This window comes from Enterococcus sp. DJ147D b, from assembly GCF_058216655.1.
The window spans coordinates 635902-655671 of record NZ_CM177104.1 but is presented as its reverse complement, the minus strand read 5'-3'; the positions used below and the strand labels follow the sequence as shown (position 1 = coordinate 655671).

At 37.6% G+C, this 19770-nt stretch carries 17 protein-coding genes; 3 read left to right on the top strand and 14 right to left on the bottom strand.

Going from position 1 to position 19770, the window contains the following annotated elements:
* Positions 1 to 8 precede the first annotated feature (8 nt).
* The 5 genes from AC4BD1_RS03210 to AC4BD1_RS03190 form a co-directional block, all read right to left on the bottom strand.
* Positions 9 to 2210 (bottom strand): HD family phosphohydrolase, encoded by a 2202-nt coding sequence (locus tag AC4BD1_RS03210; RefSeq protein WP_490485798.1) that lies wholly within the window; start codon positions 2208 to 2210, stop codon positions 9 to 11.
* Between the two features lie 23 nt (positions 2211 to 2233).
* Entirely contained in the window at positions 2234 to 3205 is a 972-nt protein-coding gene (locus tag AC4BD1_RS03205; protein WP_206909738.1) for a PhoH family protein, read from the bottom strand.
* 157 nt (positions 3206 to 3362) lie between these two features.
* On the bottom strand, positions 3363 to 3809 hold the full coding sequence (locus AC4BD1_RS03200) for a GatB/YqeY domain-containing protein (protein WP_206898463.1): 447 nt from the start codon (positions 3807 to 3809) through the stop codon (positions 3363 to 3365).
* Positions 3810 to 3835: 26 nt separating this feature from the next.
* Positions 3836 to 4012 (bottom strand): 30S ribosomal protein S21, encoded by a 177-nt coding sequence (rpsU, locus tag AC4BD1_RS03195; protein ID WP_002356740.1) that lies wholly within the window; start codon positions 4010 to 4012, stop codon positions 3836 to 3838.
* Positions 4013 to 4174: 162 nt separating this feature from the next.
* Entirely contained in the window at positions 4175 to 4603 is a 429-nt protein-coding gene (locus AC4BD1_RS03190) for a Fur family transcriptional regulator (RefSeq protein WP_067483869.1), read from the bottom strand.
* Between the two features lie 90 nt (positions 4604 to 4693).
* On the opposite strand from AC4BD1_RS03190, the gene AC4BD1_RS03185 reads away from it, so the two are divergent.
* Complete coding sequence (locus AC4BD1_RS03185) at positions 4694 to 5554, top strand: pyruvate, water dikinase regulatory protein (protein WP_206909736.1); 861 nt, start codon at positions 4694 to 4696, stop codon at positions 5552 to 5554.
* Between the two features lie 128 nt (positions 5555 to 5682).
* On the opposite strand, the gene AC4BD1_RS03180 is transcribed toward AC4BD1_RS03185, so the two are convergent.
* The 6 genes from AC4BD1_RS03180 to AC4BD1_RS03155 all read right to left on the bottom strand — a co-directional run bounded on the left by AC4BD1_RS03180 (position 5683) and on the right by AC4BD1_RS03155 (position 12752).
* Positions 5683 to 5925, bottom strand: a complete 243-nt coding sequence (locus AC4BD1_RS03180) for an ArsR/SmtB family transcription factor (RefSeq protein WP_370629926.1) — start codon at positions 5923 to 5925, stop codon at positions 5683 to 5685.
* A 123-nt stretch (positions 5926 to 6048) separates the two neighbouring features.
* Positions 6049 to 7776 carry a phospho-sugar mutase gene (locus AC4BD1_RS03175; RefSeq protein WP_206909735.1) on the bottom strand — a complete coding sequence of 576 codons (1728 nt, stop codon included), beginning with the start codon at positions 7774 to 7776 and terminating at the stop codon, positions 6049 to 6051.
* 186 nt (positions 7777 to 7962) lie between these two features.
* A complete protein-coding gene (gene trxB / locus AC4BD1_RS03170) occupies positions 7963 to 8895 on the bottom strand; it encodes a thioredoxin-disulfide reductase (protein ID WP_206909733.1) in 933 nt (310 codons plus the stop codon).
* A gap of 138 nt (positions 8896 to 9033) precedes the next feature.
* The gene (locus AC4BD1_RS03165; RefSeq protein WP_206909730.1) at positions 9034 to 10467 is read right to left on the bottom strand and encodes a 6-phospho-beta-glucosidase; all 1434 of its coding nucleotides are present in this window, start codon (positions 10465 to 10467) and stop codon (positions 9034 to 9036) included.
* A 57-nt stretch (positions 10468 to 10524) separates the two neighbouring features.
* On the bottom strand, positions 10525 to 11352 hold the full coding sequence (locus tag AC4BD1_RS03160; RefSeq protein ID WP_206909728.1) for a Cof-type HAD-IIB family hydrolase: 828 nt from the start codon (positions 11350 to 11352) through the stop codon (positions 10525 to 10527).
* A gap of 11 nt (positions 11353 to 11363) precedes the next feature.
* Positions 11364 to 12752: a 6-phospho-beta-glucosidase gene (locus AC4BD1_RS03155; protein WP_206909727.1), complete on the bottom strand. Its 1389-nt coding sequence runs from the start codon at positions 12750 to 12752 to the stop codon at positions 11364 to 11366.
* Between the two features lie 246 nt (positions 12753 to 12998).
* Between AC4BD1_RS03155 and AC4BD1_RS03150 the strand changes: the two genes are divergently transcribed.
* A complete protein-coding gene (locus tag AC4BD1_RS03150; RefSeq protein WP_206909725.1) occupies positions 12999 to 13916 on the top strand; it encodes a MurR/RpiR family transcriptional regulator in 918 nt (305 codons plus the stop codon).
* Positions 13917 to 14010: 94 nt separating this feature from the next.
* Here the strand turns inward: AC4BD1_RS03150 and AC4BD1_RS03145 are convergent, their stop codons facing one another.
* The 3 genes from AC4BD1_RS03145 to AC4BD1_RS03135 all read right to left on the bottom strand — a co-directional run bounded on the left by AC4BD1_RS03145 (position 14011) and on the right by AC4BD1_RS03135 (position 17894).
* Positions 14011 to 15789: an ABC transporter ATP-binding protein gene (locus AC4BD1_RS03145; RefSeq protein WP_490485797.1), complete on the bottom strand. Its 1779-nt coding sequence runs from the start codon at positions 15787 to 15789 to the stop codon at positions 14011 to 14013.
* Positions 15789 to 17540, bottom strand: a complete 1752-nt coding sequence (locus tag AC4BD1_RS03140; RefSeq protein ID WP_490466958.1) for an ABC transporter ATP-binding protein — start codon at positions 17538 to 17540, stop codon at positions 15789 to 15791. The genes AC4BD1_RS03145 and AC4BD1_RS03140 overlap by 1 nt, the downstream gene beginning before the upstream one ends.
* Before the next feature lie 129 nt (positions 17541 to 17669).
* A complete protein-coding gene (locus AC4BD1_RS03135) occupies positions 17670 to 17894 on the bottom strand; it encodes a YneF family protein (RefSeq protein WP_071868695.1) in 225 nt (74 codons plus the stop codon).
* Between the two features lie 264 nt (positions 17895 to 18158).
* Here AC4BD1_RS03135 and AC4BD1_RS03130 point away from each other — a divergent pair, with 264 nt between their 5' ends.
* Positions 18159 to 19736, top strand: coding sequence for an Nramp family divalent metal transporter (locus tag AC4BD1_RS03130; protein ID WP_490466957.1), 1578 nt, complete (start codon positions 18159 to 18161; stop codon positions 19734 to 19736).
* Positions 19737 to 19770: the final 34 nt, after the last annotated feature.

Sequence of the window (19770 nt, the reverse complement as noted above, 5' to 3'; positions counted from 1 at the left end):
TTTTTTGATTATTCTTGTGTTCGTGCTTGTTCTTCTTTTAATTTTTCAGCTTCTGATTTCATTTTTGGATACTTGATCCGAGAGTGGAACGTACTACTTAATCCACTGATCAATGATTTCTCAACTTTACGAATTTCTTTCAATGTTAAGCCAGTGTCGTCTAACTGACCGTCTGCAATACGTTCTGCAATCAAATTATGAACAAATTGTTCGATTTTTTCACCTGTCGGATGATCCATTGCACGTACAGCTGCTTCACAGCTATCAGCAATATTGACGATTCCAGCTTCTCTTGTTTGTGGTTTTGGTCCCGGATAGCGGAACTGTTCCTCTGTGACTTCTGGGTTACGTTCTTTTGCTTTTACATAAAAATACCGCATCAATGTTGTCCCGTGATGTTGATTACAAATATCAATGACCATTTCAGGCATACCATATTCTTCTAGAATTTTGGCACCATCTGTCACATGACCAAAAATAATTTGTTTGCTATCTTCTGGCAACAGGAAGTTATGGGGATTTTCCGCCCCAGACGGTAAATTTTCAACAAAAAAACTAGCATGTTTGATTTTTCCAATATCATGATAGTAACAAGCCACTCGAGTTAATAACGAACGTCCACCGATTTCTGCTACCGCATTTGCACTTAGATTCGCCACCATCATACTATGGTGATAGGTACCTGGCGCTTCTTCTAGTAATTGTTTCAATAATGGATGATTTGGATTGCTCAACTCATTTAAGACGATCACACTATCATCTGTCACCATTAATTCAATGTAAGGATGTAACCCCATTGTTAATAAGAAAGATAACAATGCACCAGTTACTCCGCAAACCAAAGTCAACCAAGTCGTTCCATCACTAAAACTCATGCCTTGATAAACAATCAAAATAATATTCATCAGTGTTGGGAAAACAATTACCCACAAAACAGCGGGCATACCTTGTTCAGAAATTCGTTGTCGCCGAACAATCGTCCCCATCAAACCTGAGAATATATAGGAAACCAACAACACGGTTAAGGTATTTGTCCCAATAGAACCATAATAGATAAATAACGCTGATACAGCTTGGAAAAGTGCCGCCATAATCCCCGCTCTTCGATTAAGGAAGAAATTTAAGACCAGTGGTGTAAACGCCGCCGGGTAAAACAGTGGAATATAAGTTGCTTGTTCTGTTTGGAATAACTGGAAAAACTTCATCATAATAATACTTAAAGACATTGCTGTTACATAGAACAAGACGTATTCTGTCCGTTTGTCTGAGTCTTGAAATTGCAATGAATTATAGGCTAAGACAATAATCTGCAGAAGCACAGCTAAAATCATTGCAACTAACGGAAAGATCGAAGTTGTTTGATTGGTCAATCCCAACAATTCCAATTTTTTCATTGCAGCTGCATCAATTTGATTCCCTTCACGTACAATGATTTCTCCTTGGAAAATCATCACTGGCTGAACAGCTTCACGTGCGTTCGCTTTCAGTTCTTCCGTCTTCTTCTCATTAAGTACATCATTTACTACGATTCCTTGATCTACTAAATAATTCAATACTTGTTGTTGCGCAGAAGTAACATTGAGATATTGGATTTTATCTTGTGCTTCTTGCTTGAATGTGTCAACATCGCTTTCTCTTACTTGTTTGCTCATTTGTTCATCAATCAATTTCAGACTTTCATCACGAACAGTCGACAATTCATCTTCCGTCATACCGAAAATGAGCGTGTAAAAATTACTAGGTAATTTTTGATAAAATGCAACATCCTCTACATTTACTGTTTCGAAATTTTTCTTTAGTGCTGCAATTCTTTCATCAATCGTTGGTTTGGGAATATTCGCATCATCACTGGCCTTTTTGACCTTTTCATCATACGCCTTATCGATTGCATCATTTGTTTTATTGATCAAATCAAATAGTTGCTTGATTCGATCATTTTGATCAGCTGCCAAATCTTGCTGATAAGTATACTCTGGTGTGACTGCTTCGGCTGCCAACTTTCTCTTTTGCTCGGTCTCTTCTGTATTCTCAATCGTTTTGGTTGCACGAATACTTTCTTCAGCTACTTGTCCTTCTCTAAAATCATTTGCTTTTTGTTTGACACTACTAAAAGTCACCCCACAAATGATTATAAAAAACACAGCTAACAGCAAAGGCAAAAATGCTTTTCCTAATTTTGCCTGCAGTTGCCGGATTGTTTTATTCAACATGTGCTTATCCTCCTAAGCAAAGCTTATTCTTGATGAAGATCGGCTTTTTCATACGCTTGAATAATTTCAGCAACTACTGGATGTCGGACAACATCACTGGCTTCAAAATTAACAAAATCAATTTTTTTGATTTGCTTCAACGTACGTTCAGCATGAACTAAACCACTCATCGTCCCTCTTGGCAAGTCGATTTGGCTAGTATCTCCATTAACAATCATTTTTGATTGGTACCCAAGACGAGTCAAGAACATCTTCATTTGAGCCACAGTCGTATTTTGTGCCTCGTCTAAAATAACAAACGCATCGTCTAATGTTCGACCACGCATATACGCCAAAGGTGCAATTTCAATTACGCCTCGTTCCATTAAACGATTCGTATGCTCTAATCCAAAGATTTGATAAAGTGCATCATAAACTGGACGTAAATAAGGATCCACTTTTTCTTTCAGATCTCCCGGTAAAAAGCCCAAATTTTCTCCTGCTTCAACAGCTGGTCGAGTCAAGATAATTTTTTGGACTTCGCCTTTTTTTAATGCAGCAATTGCTAACACCACGGCGAGGAAGGTTTTCCCAGTTCCAGCAGGGCCAATACCAAACACGACATCATGGTGTTTGACAGACTCAACATATTTCTTTTGTCCGCTATTTTTTACCCGAATAGGTTTGCCATTTCTGTCTTTCACAATTTCTTCTTCATACATCTCGATGAAGTAATCTAAGGTACCTTTTCGTCCCATATTTATCGCAGCTACCACATCTGGTGTACTGATATGGATCCCGCGTTTGATCAATTCTTGTAGTGTACGGATCACTGAACTAGCCAATTTCACTTGTTCATTTGTCCCAATTAGTTGAATTGTTTCACCACGAGTATTGATAACAGTATTGGTTGCATCTTCTAGGAGCTTGATATGTTTATCGTGTGCACCAAAAAGCAAGCTGGCATCGTCAGCCGCTGTTAATCTAATCTCTAAAGAAATGGACTCTTCTGTCAAAAATAGACATCTCCTTTATCTCTTTCATTTCTTGTCTATTTTACCACACTCATAGAAAACTATATAGCAAATAAAAAACGAGAAATTGCTCCCCCTGTTTTCTTCAAACGACAGAAAAAAACCGCAAACATTTCTGTCTGCGGTTCAGATTACAAAATTAAGCTTGTAATAGTTCTTTAACGATTGCATTCACTTGATTTCCGTCTGCTTTTCCCTTGACTTTAGGCATGATAACACCCATTACTTTGCCAAATTCTTTAACAGATGAAGCACCAGTTTGTGCAATAGCGTCTTGAACAAGTTGTCGAATTTCATCATCAGAAAGTTGTTCTGGCATATACTTTTCGACAATTACAATTTCGCCTTTTACTTTATCAGCTAAATCATCGCGTCCTGCCTGCTCAAACTCTTGTAAAGAATCACGACGTTGTTTCATCTCGCGAGACAACACTGTTAATTCTTCATCTTCCGTCAAGTCGTGGCCTACTTTGATTTGCTCGTTTTGTATTGATGACTTGATCATACGAATGACTTGCAAAGTTTCTTTCTCTTTTGCCTTCATCGCTGCTTTCATGTCATCGTTCAATCTACTTAGTAGTGACACACTACCAGCTCCAATTCATCAAAGAACTAGAATTTTTTACGTTTTCTAGCTGCTTCAGATTTTTTCTTACGTTTCACGCTTGGTTTTTCGTAGAATTCACGTTTACGAGATTCTTGTAAAGTACCCGCTTTTGACACGGAACGTTTGAAGCGACGAAGAGCATCGTCAAGTGATTCGTTTTTGCGAACGACTGTTTTTGACATGTTAATTCCCTCCCTCCGAGCTTAAAAAGTAACCGTAGTGCTATTGAAATAATTATCCCAAAAAACAAACTGTCCTTTAAACATTATAGCTAATGCTCTTTTGACCGTCAAGGGGTTCTTTCTTTTTTTTCGATTTATTAGTTGTTATTTTATTTTATTGAATCATTGACAATCTTCGCAACGTCCAAAGATTTCAAATCGGTGACCTTCAATCGTGCATCCCCCAAGTTGTTCTTCAAAATAGTTCATTGGGCACATGTGGATTTCTTTTGTCTTTCCACATACGGTACAGATAAAATGATGATGATGACCGATTTCTCCCTGACAACAATGAAAGCGGAATTTCATTTCTCCATTCAGATCTGTTTCTTCTAATAAATCCAGCTCAGCAAAATCATGTAAGTTTCGGTAAATCGTATCGTAACTTACACCTTTAAATGTTTCATTCATATAGTCAAAGACTTCTTTAGCAGAGACATAGCGGTTACGCTTTACCAAGTAAGTCAATAAGGCTTCTCTTTTTTTCGTGTATTTAAATCCGTTATTTTTGAGTGTTTCCAAAGATTGTTCAATTAATGTTTGCTTTTTCATTTCTCTTCCTCCAAATCAAAATGATTACGAAGTACGCGTTCCAGAGTATGGTATAATAAAGCAAAAAAAAAAGCAAGTGAGGTTTTTCTTATGGCTTCAGATTCAACTGAATTAGTTACTTTTTTTGTCATCTCTGATTCCGCTGGCGAAACAGCGACCAAGTTAGCACAAGCAACAATGGCTCAATACCCAAGTGTTGAGTTCAACTTATTCCGTCGAACATTTGTCACTGACAAAGAAACATTGCTTAATGCATTAAACGATGCATTGACAGAGCAAGCTATCGTGCTCCACACTTTGATCAATCAAGAATTGATCGACACAGCTCGAACATTTTGTGATGAAAACGAATTGTTCAGCTTCGATGTCATGACGCCACCTGTAGCTGAAATTGAACGACGAACAGGGATTCAACCCACGCGTCAACCCGGTGCACTTCATTTATTGAATGAAAACTATTTTAAACGAATCAAAGCAATGGAATTTGCAGTTAAATACGATGATGGCAAAGACCCTCGTGGTTTTTTAGAAGCAGACGTTGTTTTACTTGGCGTTTCTCGTACTTCCAAAACACCTTTGAGTTTATTTTTAGCCAACAAAAATTTAAAGGTTGCAAATTTGCCTTTGATTCCACAAGCTCATATTCCAAAACAATTGTGGGAAGTAGATCCTAAAAAAATTGTAGGTTTAACTAATGATCCAGATATTTTAAACAGCATTCGTAAAGAACGTATGCGTTCTTATGGATTAAATCCTGATACTGCTTATTCTGATATTGAAAAAATTCGTGCGGAATTAGATTTTGCAAATGATCTTTACCAAAAGCTTGGATGTGTCGTCATCAATGTTGCCTCTCTTTCCATTGAAGAGACAGCTTCCTTGATTTTAAATGCTCTTGAATTAGAAGACCACAGCTATTACGGAACAGAGACTTCTGAAACTTCCGATTGATTCACTGATTTTTATTTCACACTAAAAAAAGCGAACCTAAATCCACTAACGATTTAGGTTCACTTTTTTTCTAATAAAACTTCATTGATCTTTATTGTTGAAATAACTGACTGTTAAAATTTTTTGACTTAGTCATGCTCCACATGCTTCACAGTCTGCTCTAAGATATCTAAAACATGGGAGTCATCCAACACATATAAAATCGCTTTTCCTTCACGGCGAGAACGAACGATTTTATTTTCTCGAAGTAACCGTAACTGATGAGAAACAGCAGATTGTTCCATTTCGACAGCTTGGCTGATGGCTGTGACATTTTGTTCACCATTTTTTAGATACAATAAAATTTTTAAACGTGTTGGATCGCTTAACATTTTAAATAGCTGACTGATTTTTTCAATTTTTGTTCCTTGAACCTCTGACAAAGGCTTCACCTCCAACTATCTAAAAAGACTGACTTCTAAAGTTTACCACTTTTTCCGTCAGTCTCAAATTCCTTAGTCTTTTGTAATTGCTTGGATGCTTGCTTCGTAAGCTGCAATTTTTGCTTCAGCATCGTCTTGTGAGTTTCCTTTAACTCCAATGTAGAACTTGATCTTTGGTTCTGTACCAGAAGGTCGAATTGCTACCCAACCTTGTTCTTCTAGCATATATTTCAAGACATCAGAAGGCGGTGTCGTTAATGCTTCGACATTGCCAGCTGCATCTGTTTTCGTTAATTTCTTGAAGTCTTCTGTCTGCAATACTTTGGCACCTGCGAATTCAGTTGGTGCTTCTTGACGGAATTTTTCCATTAACGCTGCGATTTTAGCTGATCCTTCTTGACCACTCATAGTAACAGAAATCGTTTTTTCTGCATAATAACCATATGTTTCAAAAATAGCTTGTAAGCCATCATATAATGTTTTTCCTTGTTTCTTGTAAAAAGCAGCAACTTCGGCCAATAAAACTAATGCTTGGATTGCATCTTTATCACGTACAAATGGTTTAACTAAATAGCCATAGCTTTCTTCAAAACCAAACATAAATGTATGTGAATGGTCTTCTTCAAACTCTTGGATTTTCTCAGCTATAAATTTGAATCCTGTTAGTACATTGAACATCGTTGCACCATAGTTTTTCGCAATCGCAGTTGGTAATTCACTTGATACGATCGATTTCAATACTGCTGGATTCGCTGGCATCGTATTTCTTGCTTGATGTGCTTCTAAGATATATTGAATCATGATTGCCCCAAGCTGGTTTCCTGTTAATACTTCATACGAACCATCAGGTAAACGAACGGCAGCACCAAGGCGATCGGCATCTGGATCTGTTGCAATCAACAAATCAGCGCCTTCTTTTTCACCTAAACGGATTGCATACTCAAAAGCAGAGTGTTCTTCTGGATTTGGAGATTTAACCGTTGTAAAATCAGGATCTGGGATTGCTTGTTCAGGAACTAACACAAATTGTTCAAAACCAGCTTGTTTTAAGGCTTTTTCACCTAACATTTTCCCAGTTCCATGAAGAGGTGTGTAAACTAGTTTTAAGTCTTTGCCCATTTCTTCGATCAATTCGTGGTCGATCGTTACAGCTTTCATTTCTTCTAAATAAGCATTGTCTACTTCTTCGCCAATAATTGAAATCAGACCGCTGTGTTCCACTTCTTCATCTGACATTACTTCAACTTTTAGCGGATTGCTGACTTCACGTACATATTTAGTCAATGCGTCGGCATCAGCAGGTGGCATTTGTCCTCCATCTTCGCCATAAACTTTATACCCATTATAAGCAGCAGGATTATGTGATGCTGTAATCATGATCCCAGTAAACGCATTCAGGTGGCGAACAGCAAAAGATAATTCTGGTGTTGGTCGTAAACTTTCAAAAACAAAAGATGGAATATCATGTTTGGCTAATGTTTTTGCAGCCTCCATCGCAAATTCTGGTGATTGATGACGTGAATCATAAGCGATCGCTACGCCACGACGTTTTGTTTCAGGATCTTGTGCATCCATGAAACGTGCTAGTCCTTCTGTTGCTTGACGGACTGTGTAAATATTCATACGATTAATACCAGGGCCTAAAATACCACGCATTCCTGCCGTACCAAATCCTAAAGGCGCGTAAAAAGCATCTTCTAATTGTTTAGAATCCTGACTCAATATAGTTAATTGCTGTTTTAAATTTTCTTCTAGGTTCACTTCGTTTGCCCATTGTTCATAAACTTGTTCCCAAGACATGAAAATAACACCTCTTTCTAAAATATGAATTCTGTTTTAGTATAGCATTCACGAAGATCAGATGAAAGACACAACGAGAAAAAATGATACCAACTAGGATTTTCATTGAACAAATAAAAACAAAGCCCAACCAAAAATGAGGATACACTTTTGATTGCGCTTTTTTATTTTGTTAACATAATAAGTTTATGCTTGTGTAGTAGATTCTTCTAAAGTTTCTAAATACTTGAATACTTGTTGCCCAGCAATCCCGCCGTCGCCAACTGCTGTTGTGATTTGGCGCAAATCTTTTTCACGCACATCTCCTACAGCAAAAACACCAGGCATATTTGTTTTCATTTCTTGGTCAGTTGGAATCCAACCAGCCGCATTCGTTAAACCAGCTTGTTTGAATGGTTCTGTCAAAGGATCAAGACCAACATAGATAAAGACGCCATCAGCGGCCAAAGCTACTTCATTTCCTGTTTTTACATTATGCGCTTTAACACCTGTTACTACCATTTCATTGCCAATGATTTCATCAACAACTGTATCCCATACAAACGAAATTTTTTCATTTGCAAAAGCGCGCTCTTGAATGATTTTTTGCGCACGTAATTCATCACGACGATGAACGATTACAACTTCAGAAGCAAATTGTGTTAAATAGATTGCTTCTTCAACTGCAGAATCGCCGCCACCGATAACAACTAATCGTTTGTTACGGAAAAATGCGCCGTCACAGACCGCACAATAAGAAACACCACGTCCTGCATACTCTTCTTCGCCAGAAACACCTAGTTTGCGGTGGACACAGCCAGTAGCAATAATGACCGTTTTGCCTTCATACGTTTTGTCTTCACAGATGACTTCTTTGTACGTACCGTGATCTTTTATATCTTGGACGATTCCATAAGCATTTTCTGTGCCAAACTTTGAAACACCTTCATACATTTTGTACGCGAGATCTGGTCCCATAATCGACTCAAATCCTGGATAATTTTCAATTTCTGCTGTGTTATTCATTTGACCACCAGGCGCACCTTGCTCAATCATCACCACTGATAAATTTGAGCGTGAAGCATACAAGGCAGCTGTCATTCCAGCAGGTCCTGCGCCAATGACAATTACATCATACATATGTACATTCCTCCGTTTAAAATCAAGTAAGCTTACTTTACAGCCAACATCAAAAAAAGTCTATTGTTCTGCTTACCTTTTCGAATATGTACATTATACTCGAATAAAAGGCGCAAAAACAATAGACTTTTCAGTTAATTATTCATTCGCTAAGTCTTCACCATTTGAGGCAATTACTTTTTTATACCAATCAAATGATTTTTTCTTCGTACGGGCTAACGTCCCTTCACCATAGTTATCACGGTCCACATAGATAAAGCCATAACGTTTCTTCATTTCACCGGTTCCGGCTGATACTAAATCGATACACCCCCAAGTCGTATACCCCAGTAAATCAACACCATCTAACTCAACAGCATCTTTCATGGCTTGGATGTGTGCAGCGAGATAAGAAATCCGATAATCATCGACAACATATCCGTTTTCATCAGGTTCATCTACTGCGCCCAACCCATTTTCAACAATAAATAGTGGCTTTTGATAACGGTCATAGATATCATTCATTGTGATTCTTAACCCTAATGGATCAATTTGCCACCCCCATTCACTTGCTTCTAAATAAGGGTTTTTGACAGAGGCAAAAATATTTCCTGCAGTTTGTTCTAATAATTCAGGATCTGTTGTTGATACCCGAGAAGAGTAATAAGAAAAGGAAATAAAGTCTACCGTGTGTTCTTTCAGTAATTCCAGATCGCCAGGTTCCATTTTTAATTCGATGCCTTCACGGGCCATTTCTTTTAGCGCATAAGCAGGATACTCGCCACGTGATTGAACATCAATGAAGAAATAATTTTCACGATCTGCTTGACGTGATGCCCAAACATCTTCCGGCTTACATGTGTAAGGATAATTTGCGCCCGCTGCTAACATGCACCCAACTTGATTGTTCGGATCCACTTCGTGTGCGATCTTCGTTGCAATCGCACTCGCTACTAATTCGTGATGTGCTGCTTGATATTTGACTTGTTCAACATTCTCGCCTTCTTCAAAAACAAGACCTGCGCCCATAAACGGTGCGTGTAAAATCATGTTGATTTCATTAAAAGTTAACCAATATTTGACCAATCCTTTATAACGGTTAAAGATTACTCGACATAAATTTTCATAGAAACCAACTACTTCACGTGAGCGCCACGCACCATATTTTTTAATCAAATGCATTGGACAATCAAAGTGAGTAATTGTTACTAAAGGCTCGATACCATGTTTTTGACATTCTTTAAACACATCTTCATAAAATTTTAGACCTTCTTCATTTGGTTCCTTTTCGTCACCCATTGGAAAAATACGACTCCAAGCAATTGATAAGCGATAGGTTTTAAAGCCCATTTCTGCGAATAAAGCAATATCTTCTTTATAACGATGATACATATCGATTGCTACTTTTGCTGGATAAAAATGCTCTTCGTCAAATTCAAGCATTGATTTTTGACCTGTAATAACCGAAAAACGATCCTCGCCGATTGGTACCACATCAACATTAGCTAATCCACGTCCACCTTCATCATAGCCACCTTCACATTGGTTAGCAGCTGTTGCGCCACCCCATAAAAAATCTTTTCTAAATCCCATTTGTCTTTCCCCTTTTCTTTTTCAACTATCTCATTCAGAACCTGTCTTTTCTTGCTCTCAAATTAGTTCAAAATGCTTGAATGCTAACCAAAGACCATCATTATCAACGGGTTCTGTAATGTAATCAGCTATTTTTTTAATCTCTGGGCCGCCATTCCCCATAGCTATCCCAGTACCGCAATGCTCCAGCATCGGAATATCAACTTTTGCATCACCAAATGCAAAACTATTTTCTGTGGCAATATTCAAATAAGTTAGTAATTCATCTACTGCTACTGCCTTATTGATACCACTTAATGCAATATCACCAAACAAAGCTGTTTCACCAGCACCACCCCAAGTCCCCAGTTTATATTCTGGGAAGGTTGCTACTGCCTCTAAATAATTTTCATAACTATCCAAGATAAAACTGATTTTATTCACATCATTTCGATATAAATCTGCGCCAAAAAACATCTCTGGAAATACTTCTCGAACAGTCGTCTGCCCTTTTCCTTTTCGTTGCGAATACTCTTGAATCGTTTTTTCACCACGTTCTTCGAAAGATCCACTAGCGTATAATCCACTGTTAGCTTCTAAATAAAATTCTAGACCTTTTTGATTTAGCCAATCAACAATTTTAGTTGTGTCTTCCAATGTCAAGGTCGCTTCTTTTAGCACTTGGTCTTTAAACTCAATATAGCTCCCATTACCGCCAATATACCCGTCAAAGCCAATGTCCAATATATTTTGATACATCTCGGCTTTACTACGACCCGTTACGGTAAAAACTAAATTTCCTTTTCTTTGTGTCTCTTGGATAGCTCTGATGGCTGACTCAGGTAAATCATTTTCGTAATTCACTAGCGTTCCATCTACATCTAAAAAGACGATTTTTTTCGTCATGAGTGCTTCCCTCAAACTTTCACTGCGTCTAATTCACGAGCTACTTCATCTTGTACCTCAACGCCTTCTTGTTTTAATCGTTCAATTGTTTCACTAAATTGTGGCAAATATTCTTGATGTGCAATAAACAACTCATCCATGATTCGTTTCGCTGTTTCTCCTGAACGGACCAACGGATTGATTGTAAATGCTTGTAATGCTGTTCCATAATCACCAGTTACGGCAGCTTCAATGGTTAGTAATTCCATATTTTTCATTACTTGCAACCAACCTCTTTCAGCCGGTGCTAATGAACCAAAGGCAACATTTCGCGCACCTTGAGCACCGACATAGGCAGTTACTTCCACAACGCAATCTGCTGGTAGATCAGGAACGGCACCCTCATTTTTTGCGGAAACGACGATTTGAGTTTCTTTGTTTCCATAAATCGAGGCAATCGTTTCACAAGCAGCATCTGAATAATATGCACCACCGCGTTTTTGTAACTGCTCAGGTTTATGATCAAGATTTGGATCTTTATAAAGCTCAAATAGTTCTGCCTCTGTTTCTTTCACTTGTTGGGCACGAGTACCGATTGTCCGATATTCTTCCAGTGCATGTGCAAGCATTTCTTCTTCACGATAATAATAACGATGATAGCCGCAAGGGACCATCTGCATTTGTTTTAATTGTTCTTTGAAAAACGGAATATCGAAAATGTTTTTTGGTAATCCATTATCTTCATCATAAAGTCGTTCAATCAATCGATCTGTAATATCTTTCCCTGTTTTGTCTGCGACTTTATGCCAATGAAAATGATTTAGCCCTGCAAATTTATAAATCAAATCTTCTTTCTTCTCACCCAGCATTTCAGGTTCAGTCATCATTGCCATAACAGGTACATTGCATAAACCAATGACACGATCCCATTTCCCATAACGAACAACCGCTTCTGTTACCATACCACTTGGATTTGCAAAATTAATGAGCCATGCGTTCGGACATAAACGTTTCATATCTTCAACCACAGACAAAATCACAGGAACAGTACGAAAAGCTTTAAACATTCCACCAGCACCATTTGTTTCTTGACCAATCATGCCATAATAAGCAGGAATTCGTTCATCCTTCACACGTGCATCTAACTGACCAACTCGAAATTGAGTTGTTACAAAATCAGCATCTTTCAGCGCTTCTTCGCGATTAAGTGTTGCATATATTTTCACGTCATAAGGGGTAGCATCCCACATTCGTTGGGCCATTTTACTAACAATTTCTAGTTTTTCTTTTCCAGCTTCAACATCAACTAGCCAAATTTCACGTATTGGTAATTCTTCATAGCGTTTGATAAAGCCTTCCATTAATTCAGGGGTGTAACTACTGCCGCCGCCAATCGTCGCAATCTTGATTCCTTTTGTCATGTGCTCACTCCTTCAATTTTGTTTACATTTTCATTATCATTTTTGTAAAAGAAATTCTCAATACACCTCTTTAACTTTGCAGAGACATTTACAAAAACTAACAATTTTTTTACTATTTTTGTAAATACTACTTTGTTCAATTCCAATTTTCTCTTGTAATTTGTTGATTTATTCATACAACAATGTAAAAACGTTTACAAATCATTCACAAAAAAGATATAATTTATGTAAAAAAAGAGGTGTCCAATGCTTTTACGAGAAAAAATCAAACAAACTACTTTTTCACCAGCCGAGACACAAGTCGTTCACTTCCTCTTTGAAAACACACAACAAGTTGCACAATTGACGATTCAAGAAATTGCCAATCAAGCTTTCGTTCATCCTTCGACATTGATTCGTGTAGCAAAAAAATTAGCATTCACTGGCTGGATTGAATTACGAGATACTTTTTTAGCTGAAGCTGAATACTTAGAAAGAAACTTTCAAGAAGTGGATGCCAATCTGCCTTTTACGGGCGAAGAAGGAATCATGACTATCGCAAATAAATTAGCTTCTTTGGAACAAACAACGATTCAAGATACGCTTTCACTGATTCATCATGATGACTTACAACAAGCAAAACAGTTATTACTTAAAGCAAAAAAAATTGTCATTTTTGCTAGCAATGCCAATACATTGATCTCCCAAGATTTCATTTTAAAAATGAAACGTATCAAAATGGATGTTCATGTCGTGACTACATTTGGCGAATCATCTTATGAAGCATATAACTGTGATGAAGAGACATGTGGTTTACTGATTTCTTACACGGGTGAAAATCAAATGATTTTAAAAACTGCACACATTTTACGTGAAAAAAATGTGCCTATTTTAGCTTTGACAAGTATCGGCGAATGCAGTCTTTCCACTTTAAGCACCGTTGTCTTGCGTTTGACAACTCGAGAACGACTTTATTCAAAAATCGGGAATTTTACAATCAATACGTCAATCTGCTATTTGCTAGATGTACTTTATGGCTGTGTCTTTGCTGAAAATTATCAACAAAACTTGAACCATTTGATTGCTGTTGGACAAAAAGTTGATAAACGTCCAATCAGTTCTTCAATCATGCAAGAAAACCATGGGGAAAACTTTCAAGTCAAAGATTCCTTTTTACCCAATTGACTTTTACGTAACAGCTTTTTCCTTCAACACAAAAGCAAGCAAAGAATTGAGCCATTTAGGCTCTCTTCTTTGCTTGCTTTATTTTTACTATTGATTAACTGCTTTGTAGTTGATACATATCTGCATACAAACCGCCAATTTGTAACAGTTCTTCATGACTTCCTCGTTCAACAATTTTCCCCTTATCTAGAACCAAGATAAGTTCTGCATCACGAATGGTCGATAGTCGGTGAGCGATGGCGATGGTTGTTCGCCCTTGCCTCATTTTAGCCAAACCCTCCTGAATCAAGCCTTCTGTTTCCGTATCGATGTTTGCTGTCGCCTCATCCAATACAAGAATTTTAGGATCTGTCACAATCGTCCGCGCAAAAGTAATCAACTGGCGTTGCCCGCTAGAATAACTTGCTCCTCGTTCAATCACTTTAGAATGATACCCTTGTGGCAACTCATCAATAAATCGATTGGCTTGGACAAACTCAGCAGCTTCGCGAATTTGTTCATCTGTGATCTTCTCGTTAAACATACGGATATTTCCAGCAATATCACCGTAAAATAGGAATGCGTCTTGGAGAACCAACCCCATTTTTTCTCGAAGTTCATTGATTGGATAAGAGCGGATGTCACGATCATCAATCAAAATCTCACCTTCATAAAATTCATAAAAGCGCATCAAGACATTGATGATCGAACTTTTCCCACTACCTGTATGTCCAACTAAAGCTACTGTTTCACCAGGATTTGCAACAAACGAGATATTATTTAAAACATTGTTTTTTCCATCATAAGAAAAACTAACATTTCTAAATTCGATTTTTCCATTGATAATTTCGCCGCTAGCATTTTCTTCTTGTTGTGGCGCATATTCTGTCGTATCCATAATTTTTAAGATTCGACTTCCAGCAACAATTCCATCGGTGAAGACACTTAAAAAATCCATCATTTGTGACATAGGATTAAAGAAACCTTGAACATACGTCGTAAACGCATAAATCAATCCAACTTCCACTGGTGAATGCAAGGCATCGATTCCAAATAAAGTTAAGACAAGTGCGATTGCTAGCGCATATAAAAAATTGATGATTGGACTCAACAAAATTGAATTCGTTTTGATCATCGCATAGCGAGTCGCCAAGTAGTCATCGTTTACTTCTTCAAATTCATTTGACAACCGCGTTTCTTGTCGAAATTGCTGAATAATTTTCATACCAGAAATTGATTCATTCAATTTGGTATTCAGCTGGCTCAATTTTTCCCGCATGTTCCGGTAAATCCGAGAACTGAATTTTTGATAATACCAAATGACTACACCTAAAATTGGTAAAAAGATCAACATCCAGAGGGTAATTTTTACATTGATCTGAATCATTGCAGCTAATGAAGAAACCACCGCAAAGATTCCCGTCAAAACCATCAAGAATACATACCAAAATTCAAACAATGTTTCAGTATCATTCGTGACACGCGAAACGATTGAACCCGCTGGTGTCTGGTCAAAATAACGCATGCCTAATGTATGAAGTTTTTCAAACAATTTCACTCGAATATGCTGAAAGGTTTTTAAGGAAGCCATCGAATACAAATACCACTGGAAAAACCAGATAATACTTTTGACAATGACCCCAAATAAATATAATCCAGCAAAAAACAAAATCACTTGAGTCGTTGCTGATTGATTTGCTAAATGATTGTCCATAAATGATTGGATGATCCTTGGCAAAATGACGTTGATGACAGATAAACTTAACGCAAATAAAATAGCCACGATAAATGTTTGCTTAAATGGTTTGGCAAAGACCAGTAACCGTTTGATAATCTGCTTCTGTTCTTTTAAAGGAATTGATTTAGTCCATTCTGATTGATAATTTTCTTCCATTACGCTTCACCTCCCTCGATTTTTGCTTCTAGTTGTTGTTTTTCCCACATTTGTTGATACCAGCCACCTCGTGCTAATAACTCCTCGTGTGTTCCGCGTTCTATGATTTTTCCTTGATCGATAACTAATATTTCTTGGGCATGCATGACACTGCTCAAACGATGAGCCGCAATAATTGTCGTTTTATTTTTACGATTCGACTTTAGATTTTGGAGAATTGCTTCTTCTGTTTTAGCATCGACAGCCGATAACGCATCATCTAAAATCAATAGCTCTGGATTTTGAATTAATGCTCGCGCGATAGAAATTCGTTGCTTTTGTCCCCCTGACAAAGACACGCCACGTTCACCAACTAACGTGTCATACCCTTTTGGTAACTCTTTAATCTCACTATTGATAAATGCCATCGTTGCAGCTTTTTCTACCGAAGATTCTGTCAGTGTGGGATTAGAAAAACGAATATTCTCACGAATCGTCATAGAGAATAAGAAATGATCCTGTGGAACATAACCAATTGACTGCAGTAACGCATCTAGAGAGTACTCTTTGATATTCTTCCCACCAATCATCAATTTTCCTTGATATTGGTCGTACTCACGCATCAAGAGTTTAAGAATTGTTGTTTTCCCTGCACCTGTTTTCCCTACAATCCCTAAAGTGTTCCCCTCATGAACTGTAAAATCAATTTTTTCTAATGCAAGTCCTTTTTCTTCAGGATAACTGAATGAATCAATAGCAACGACTAACTCACCTTTAGCTGGCGTTTGAATGGCGCCCATTTGTTCAACAATATGTGTTTGTTCATGTAATAGCTCGTTTACGCGATCATAAGAAGCATTCCCTCTTTCCAATACATTGAATAAACGACCAATCGCAAACATTGGCCATACCAACATCCCGATATAACTAATGAAAGAAACTAGCTGACCAATTGTGATTGTTCCTTCTAAAACATATTTGCCTCCAAGAATAATTGTCAACACATAAGAAATACCAATAATCAGTGTAATAAATGGATCAAATAAGGCATCTAAAAAATTCACTCGTTTATTTTTTTCAATTGCTTCCGCAATCTTTGTTTCAAAATCTGCTAAATCTTCTTTTTCTTGTCCAAACGTTTTGATTACTTTGATACCCGTGATACTTTCTTGTGTCTTATCATTAATCGATGAAAAGGCTTCTTGCGCTTCACGAAATCCGTCATGAAGCTTGGTACCCAACACACGCGATGTTACAGCCAACAATGGTAACGGAATCAGCGCGATCAGCGTCAGTCGCCAATCCACAAACAAAATCATCGCAATGATTGTTGCACCTCCAGTGATTACTGAATCTGCAAAGGTTAGGATTCCTGCACCAGCTACGTTTTGGATTGCATTTAAGTCATTTGTCGCATGGGCCATCAAGTCACCCGTCCGGTATTTTTGATAAAAGAGTGTATCCATTTTAGTAAAGTGATCAAATAAGCGTTGGCGTAACTCCTTTTCAAGTCGTGCGGCACTTCCCCAAATATTCATACGCCAAATGTAACGAAAAAGATATTGAAGAACAGCTGCCACTAATAAGATGACAATCCAAAAGGCAATCGTCGACAATGAGATTTTTTTATCTGCGATTTCATCAATGATCAGTCCGATTACTTTTGGAGGAACTAGTTGGACAAGTGCAACAACCATCAACGAAAGAACGCCTACAAAATAGTGCTTTTTTTCTTGTTTGAAAAACCAACCAAGTTTTCTAAAAATCGACATTTTATGCCTCCTTTAATTTTTCTCAAGAGCATCCATCCAAAATTTTCTAAATTTTCTAACAACTACAACCAAAAAAAGCGAGCTGAAAAATCAGCCCGCTTAAAAGTATGTCAACTTTGGAGAGAGAACCTATTTTTTACCTTGGTTCTTCATTTGTTGCATCATCTGACGAATTTTCTTTTCAGATGGTTTTTGCCCCATTGACATCATCATTGATCGTAACATGTCCTCATTAACGGGAGGATTTTTTTCTAAATAGTCTTGCATATATTTGCGCGCAAAAAAGAATCCACCAATTGCGCCGATTAGTAACGCGATTACAGCGATAAGTACGACAATACCTGTTGATACCATGTAAATCTCTCCTTTCCTTTTTCCGAATTGCTCTCAATAAAACATTTTACTAAAGATTTTATAAAAAGAAAAGCCGTTTTCTGAATAATGCGTAAAAAATTGAATAAAAATCCTACTGCGCCCCTTTTCTTTCTGATTTTTCCACCTCTGCGCAAGAAGGTATGCCTTATTATAAATTTTAGGCTAACCGAATCTTTTTCTTGAATTTTATTTAATTAGGTGTAAAATGTAGTCGTAAAACCAAAACAGAAAGGTGGTTTGATTGTGGAAAATTCGAACCAACATAAACATCACCTAATTGAACATACAAACGGTTTATCCTTGGCCGAAGTCAATGGTACAGTTGAAGTACCAAAAGGAAAAGGTTTTTTCAAAACTTTACTTGCTTACTCTGGTCCTGGCGCTTTAGTCGCTGTTGGCTATATGGACCCAGGTAACTGGTCAACCTCTATTACAGGTGGACAAAATTTTCAATATTTACTCATGTCAGTCATTTTAATGTCAAGTTTGATTGCCATGCTTCTTCAATACATGGCAGCAAAATTAGGTATTGTTAGCCAAATGGACTTAGCTCAAGCCATTCGGGCTCGTACCAGTAAAACACTAGGTGCTATCCTCTGGGTACTGACAGAATTAGCGATTATGGCGACTGATATCGCTGAAGTTATTGGTGCAGCAATTGCTCTTTATCTCCTATTTGGAATTCCGTTAGTCGTTGCTGTCTTCATCACTGTTTTTGATGTCTTCTTACTTTTATTGTTAACAAAAGTTGGCTTTCGAAAAATCGAAGCAATTGTTGTTTGCTTGATTTTCGTGATTCTATTCGTTTTCGTTTATCAAGTTGCTTTATCTGATCCAGATTGGCGCGCTTTATTTGCAGGCTTCATTCCGAACAGTCATACGTTTTCTGATAGTCCTGCAATCGGTGGACAAACACCGTTGACTGGTGCTTTAGGTATTATTGGAGCAACAGTGATGCCACATAATTTGTATCTCCATTCCGCTGTTTCACAAACAAGAAAAATTAACCATGATGACAACGCAGATGTGGCTCGCGCAGTACGTTTTACTACTTGGGACTCCAATATTCAATTGTCTATGGCGTTTCTTGTTAACGCACTTCTATTGATTATGGGCGTTGCCGTTTTCAAAACTGGGACCGTAAAAGACCCTTCTTTCTTTGGTCTTTATGAAGCTTTATCAAATCCAGCAACCATGAGTAATGGTATTTTAGGGGAAGTTGCAAAATCCGGAATTCTTTCTACTTTATTTGCGGTTGCCCTTCTTGCTTCTGGTCAAAACTCAACAATTACGGGTACTTTGACTGGACAAGTTATTATGGAAGGCTTTATCCATATGCGCATCCCTGTTTGGTTACGTCGTTTAGTCACTCGCTTACTTTCAGTTATTCCTGTTTTAATCTGTGTCATGTTAACCAGCGGAAAAAGTGCCATTGCTGAACATGAAGCATTAAATAACTTGATGAATGAGTCACAAGTCTTCTTGGCTTTTGCTTTACCATTCTCAATGATTCCGTTGTTGATGATGACGAATAGTCAAGTAGAAATGGGAAAACAATTCAAAAATTCATTCGTAATCAAAATTTTAGGTTGGTTCTCGGTGATCAGTCTAACTTATCTCAATTTACGAGGCTTACCAGGACAAATCGAAAGTTTTTTTGGTAACCAAGCAACGATTTCAGAAATCTCATTAGCCGACAATATTGCCTATGCAATCATTGTGGCAGTGTTATTACTGTTAGCTTGGACCATCATTGAATTGTATCAAGGAAACAAGAAACATGAACGCTATCTAAAAGAAGTTATGCAAGAAGAAGGATAAGGTTGTGGCTCTAAGCGTTTAGCTCCAAAAAAAT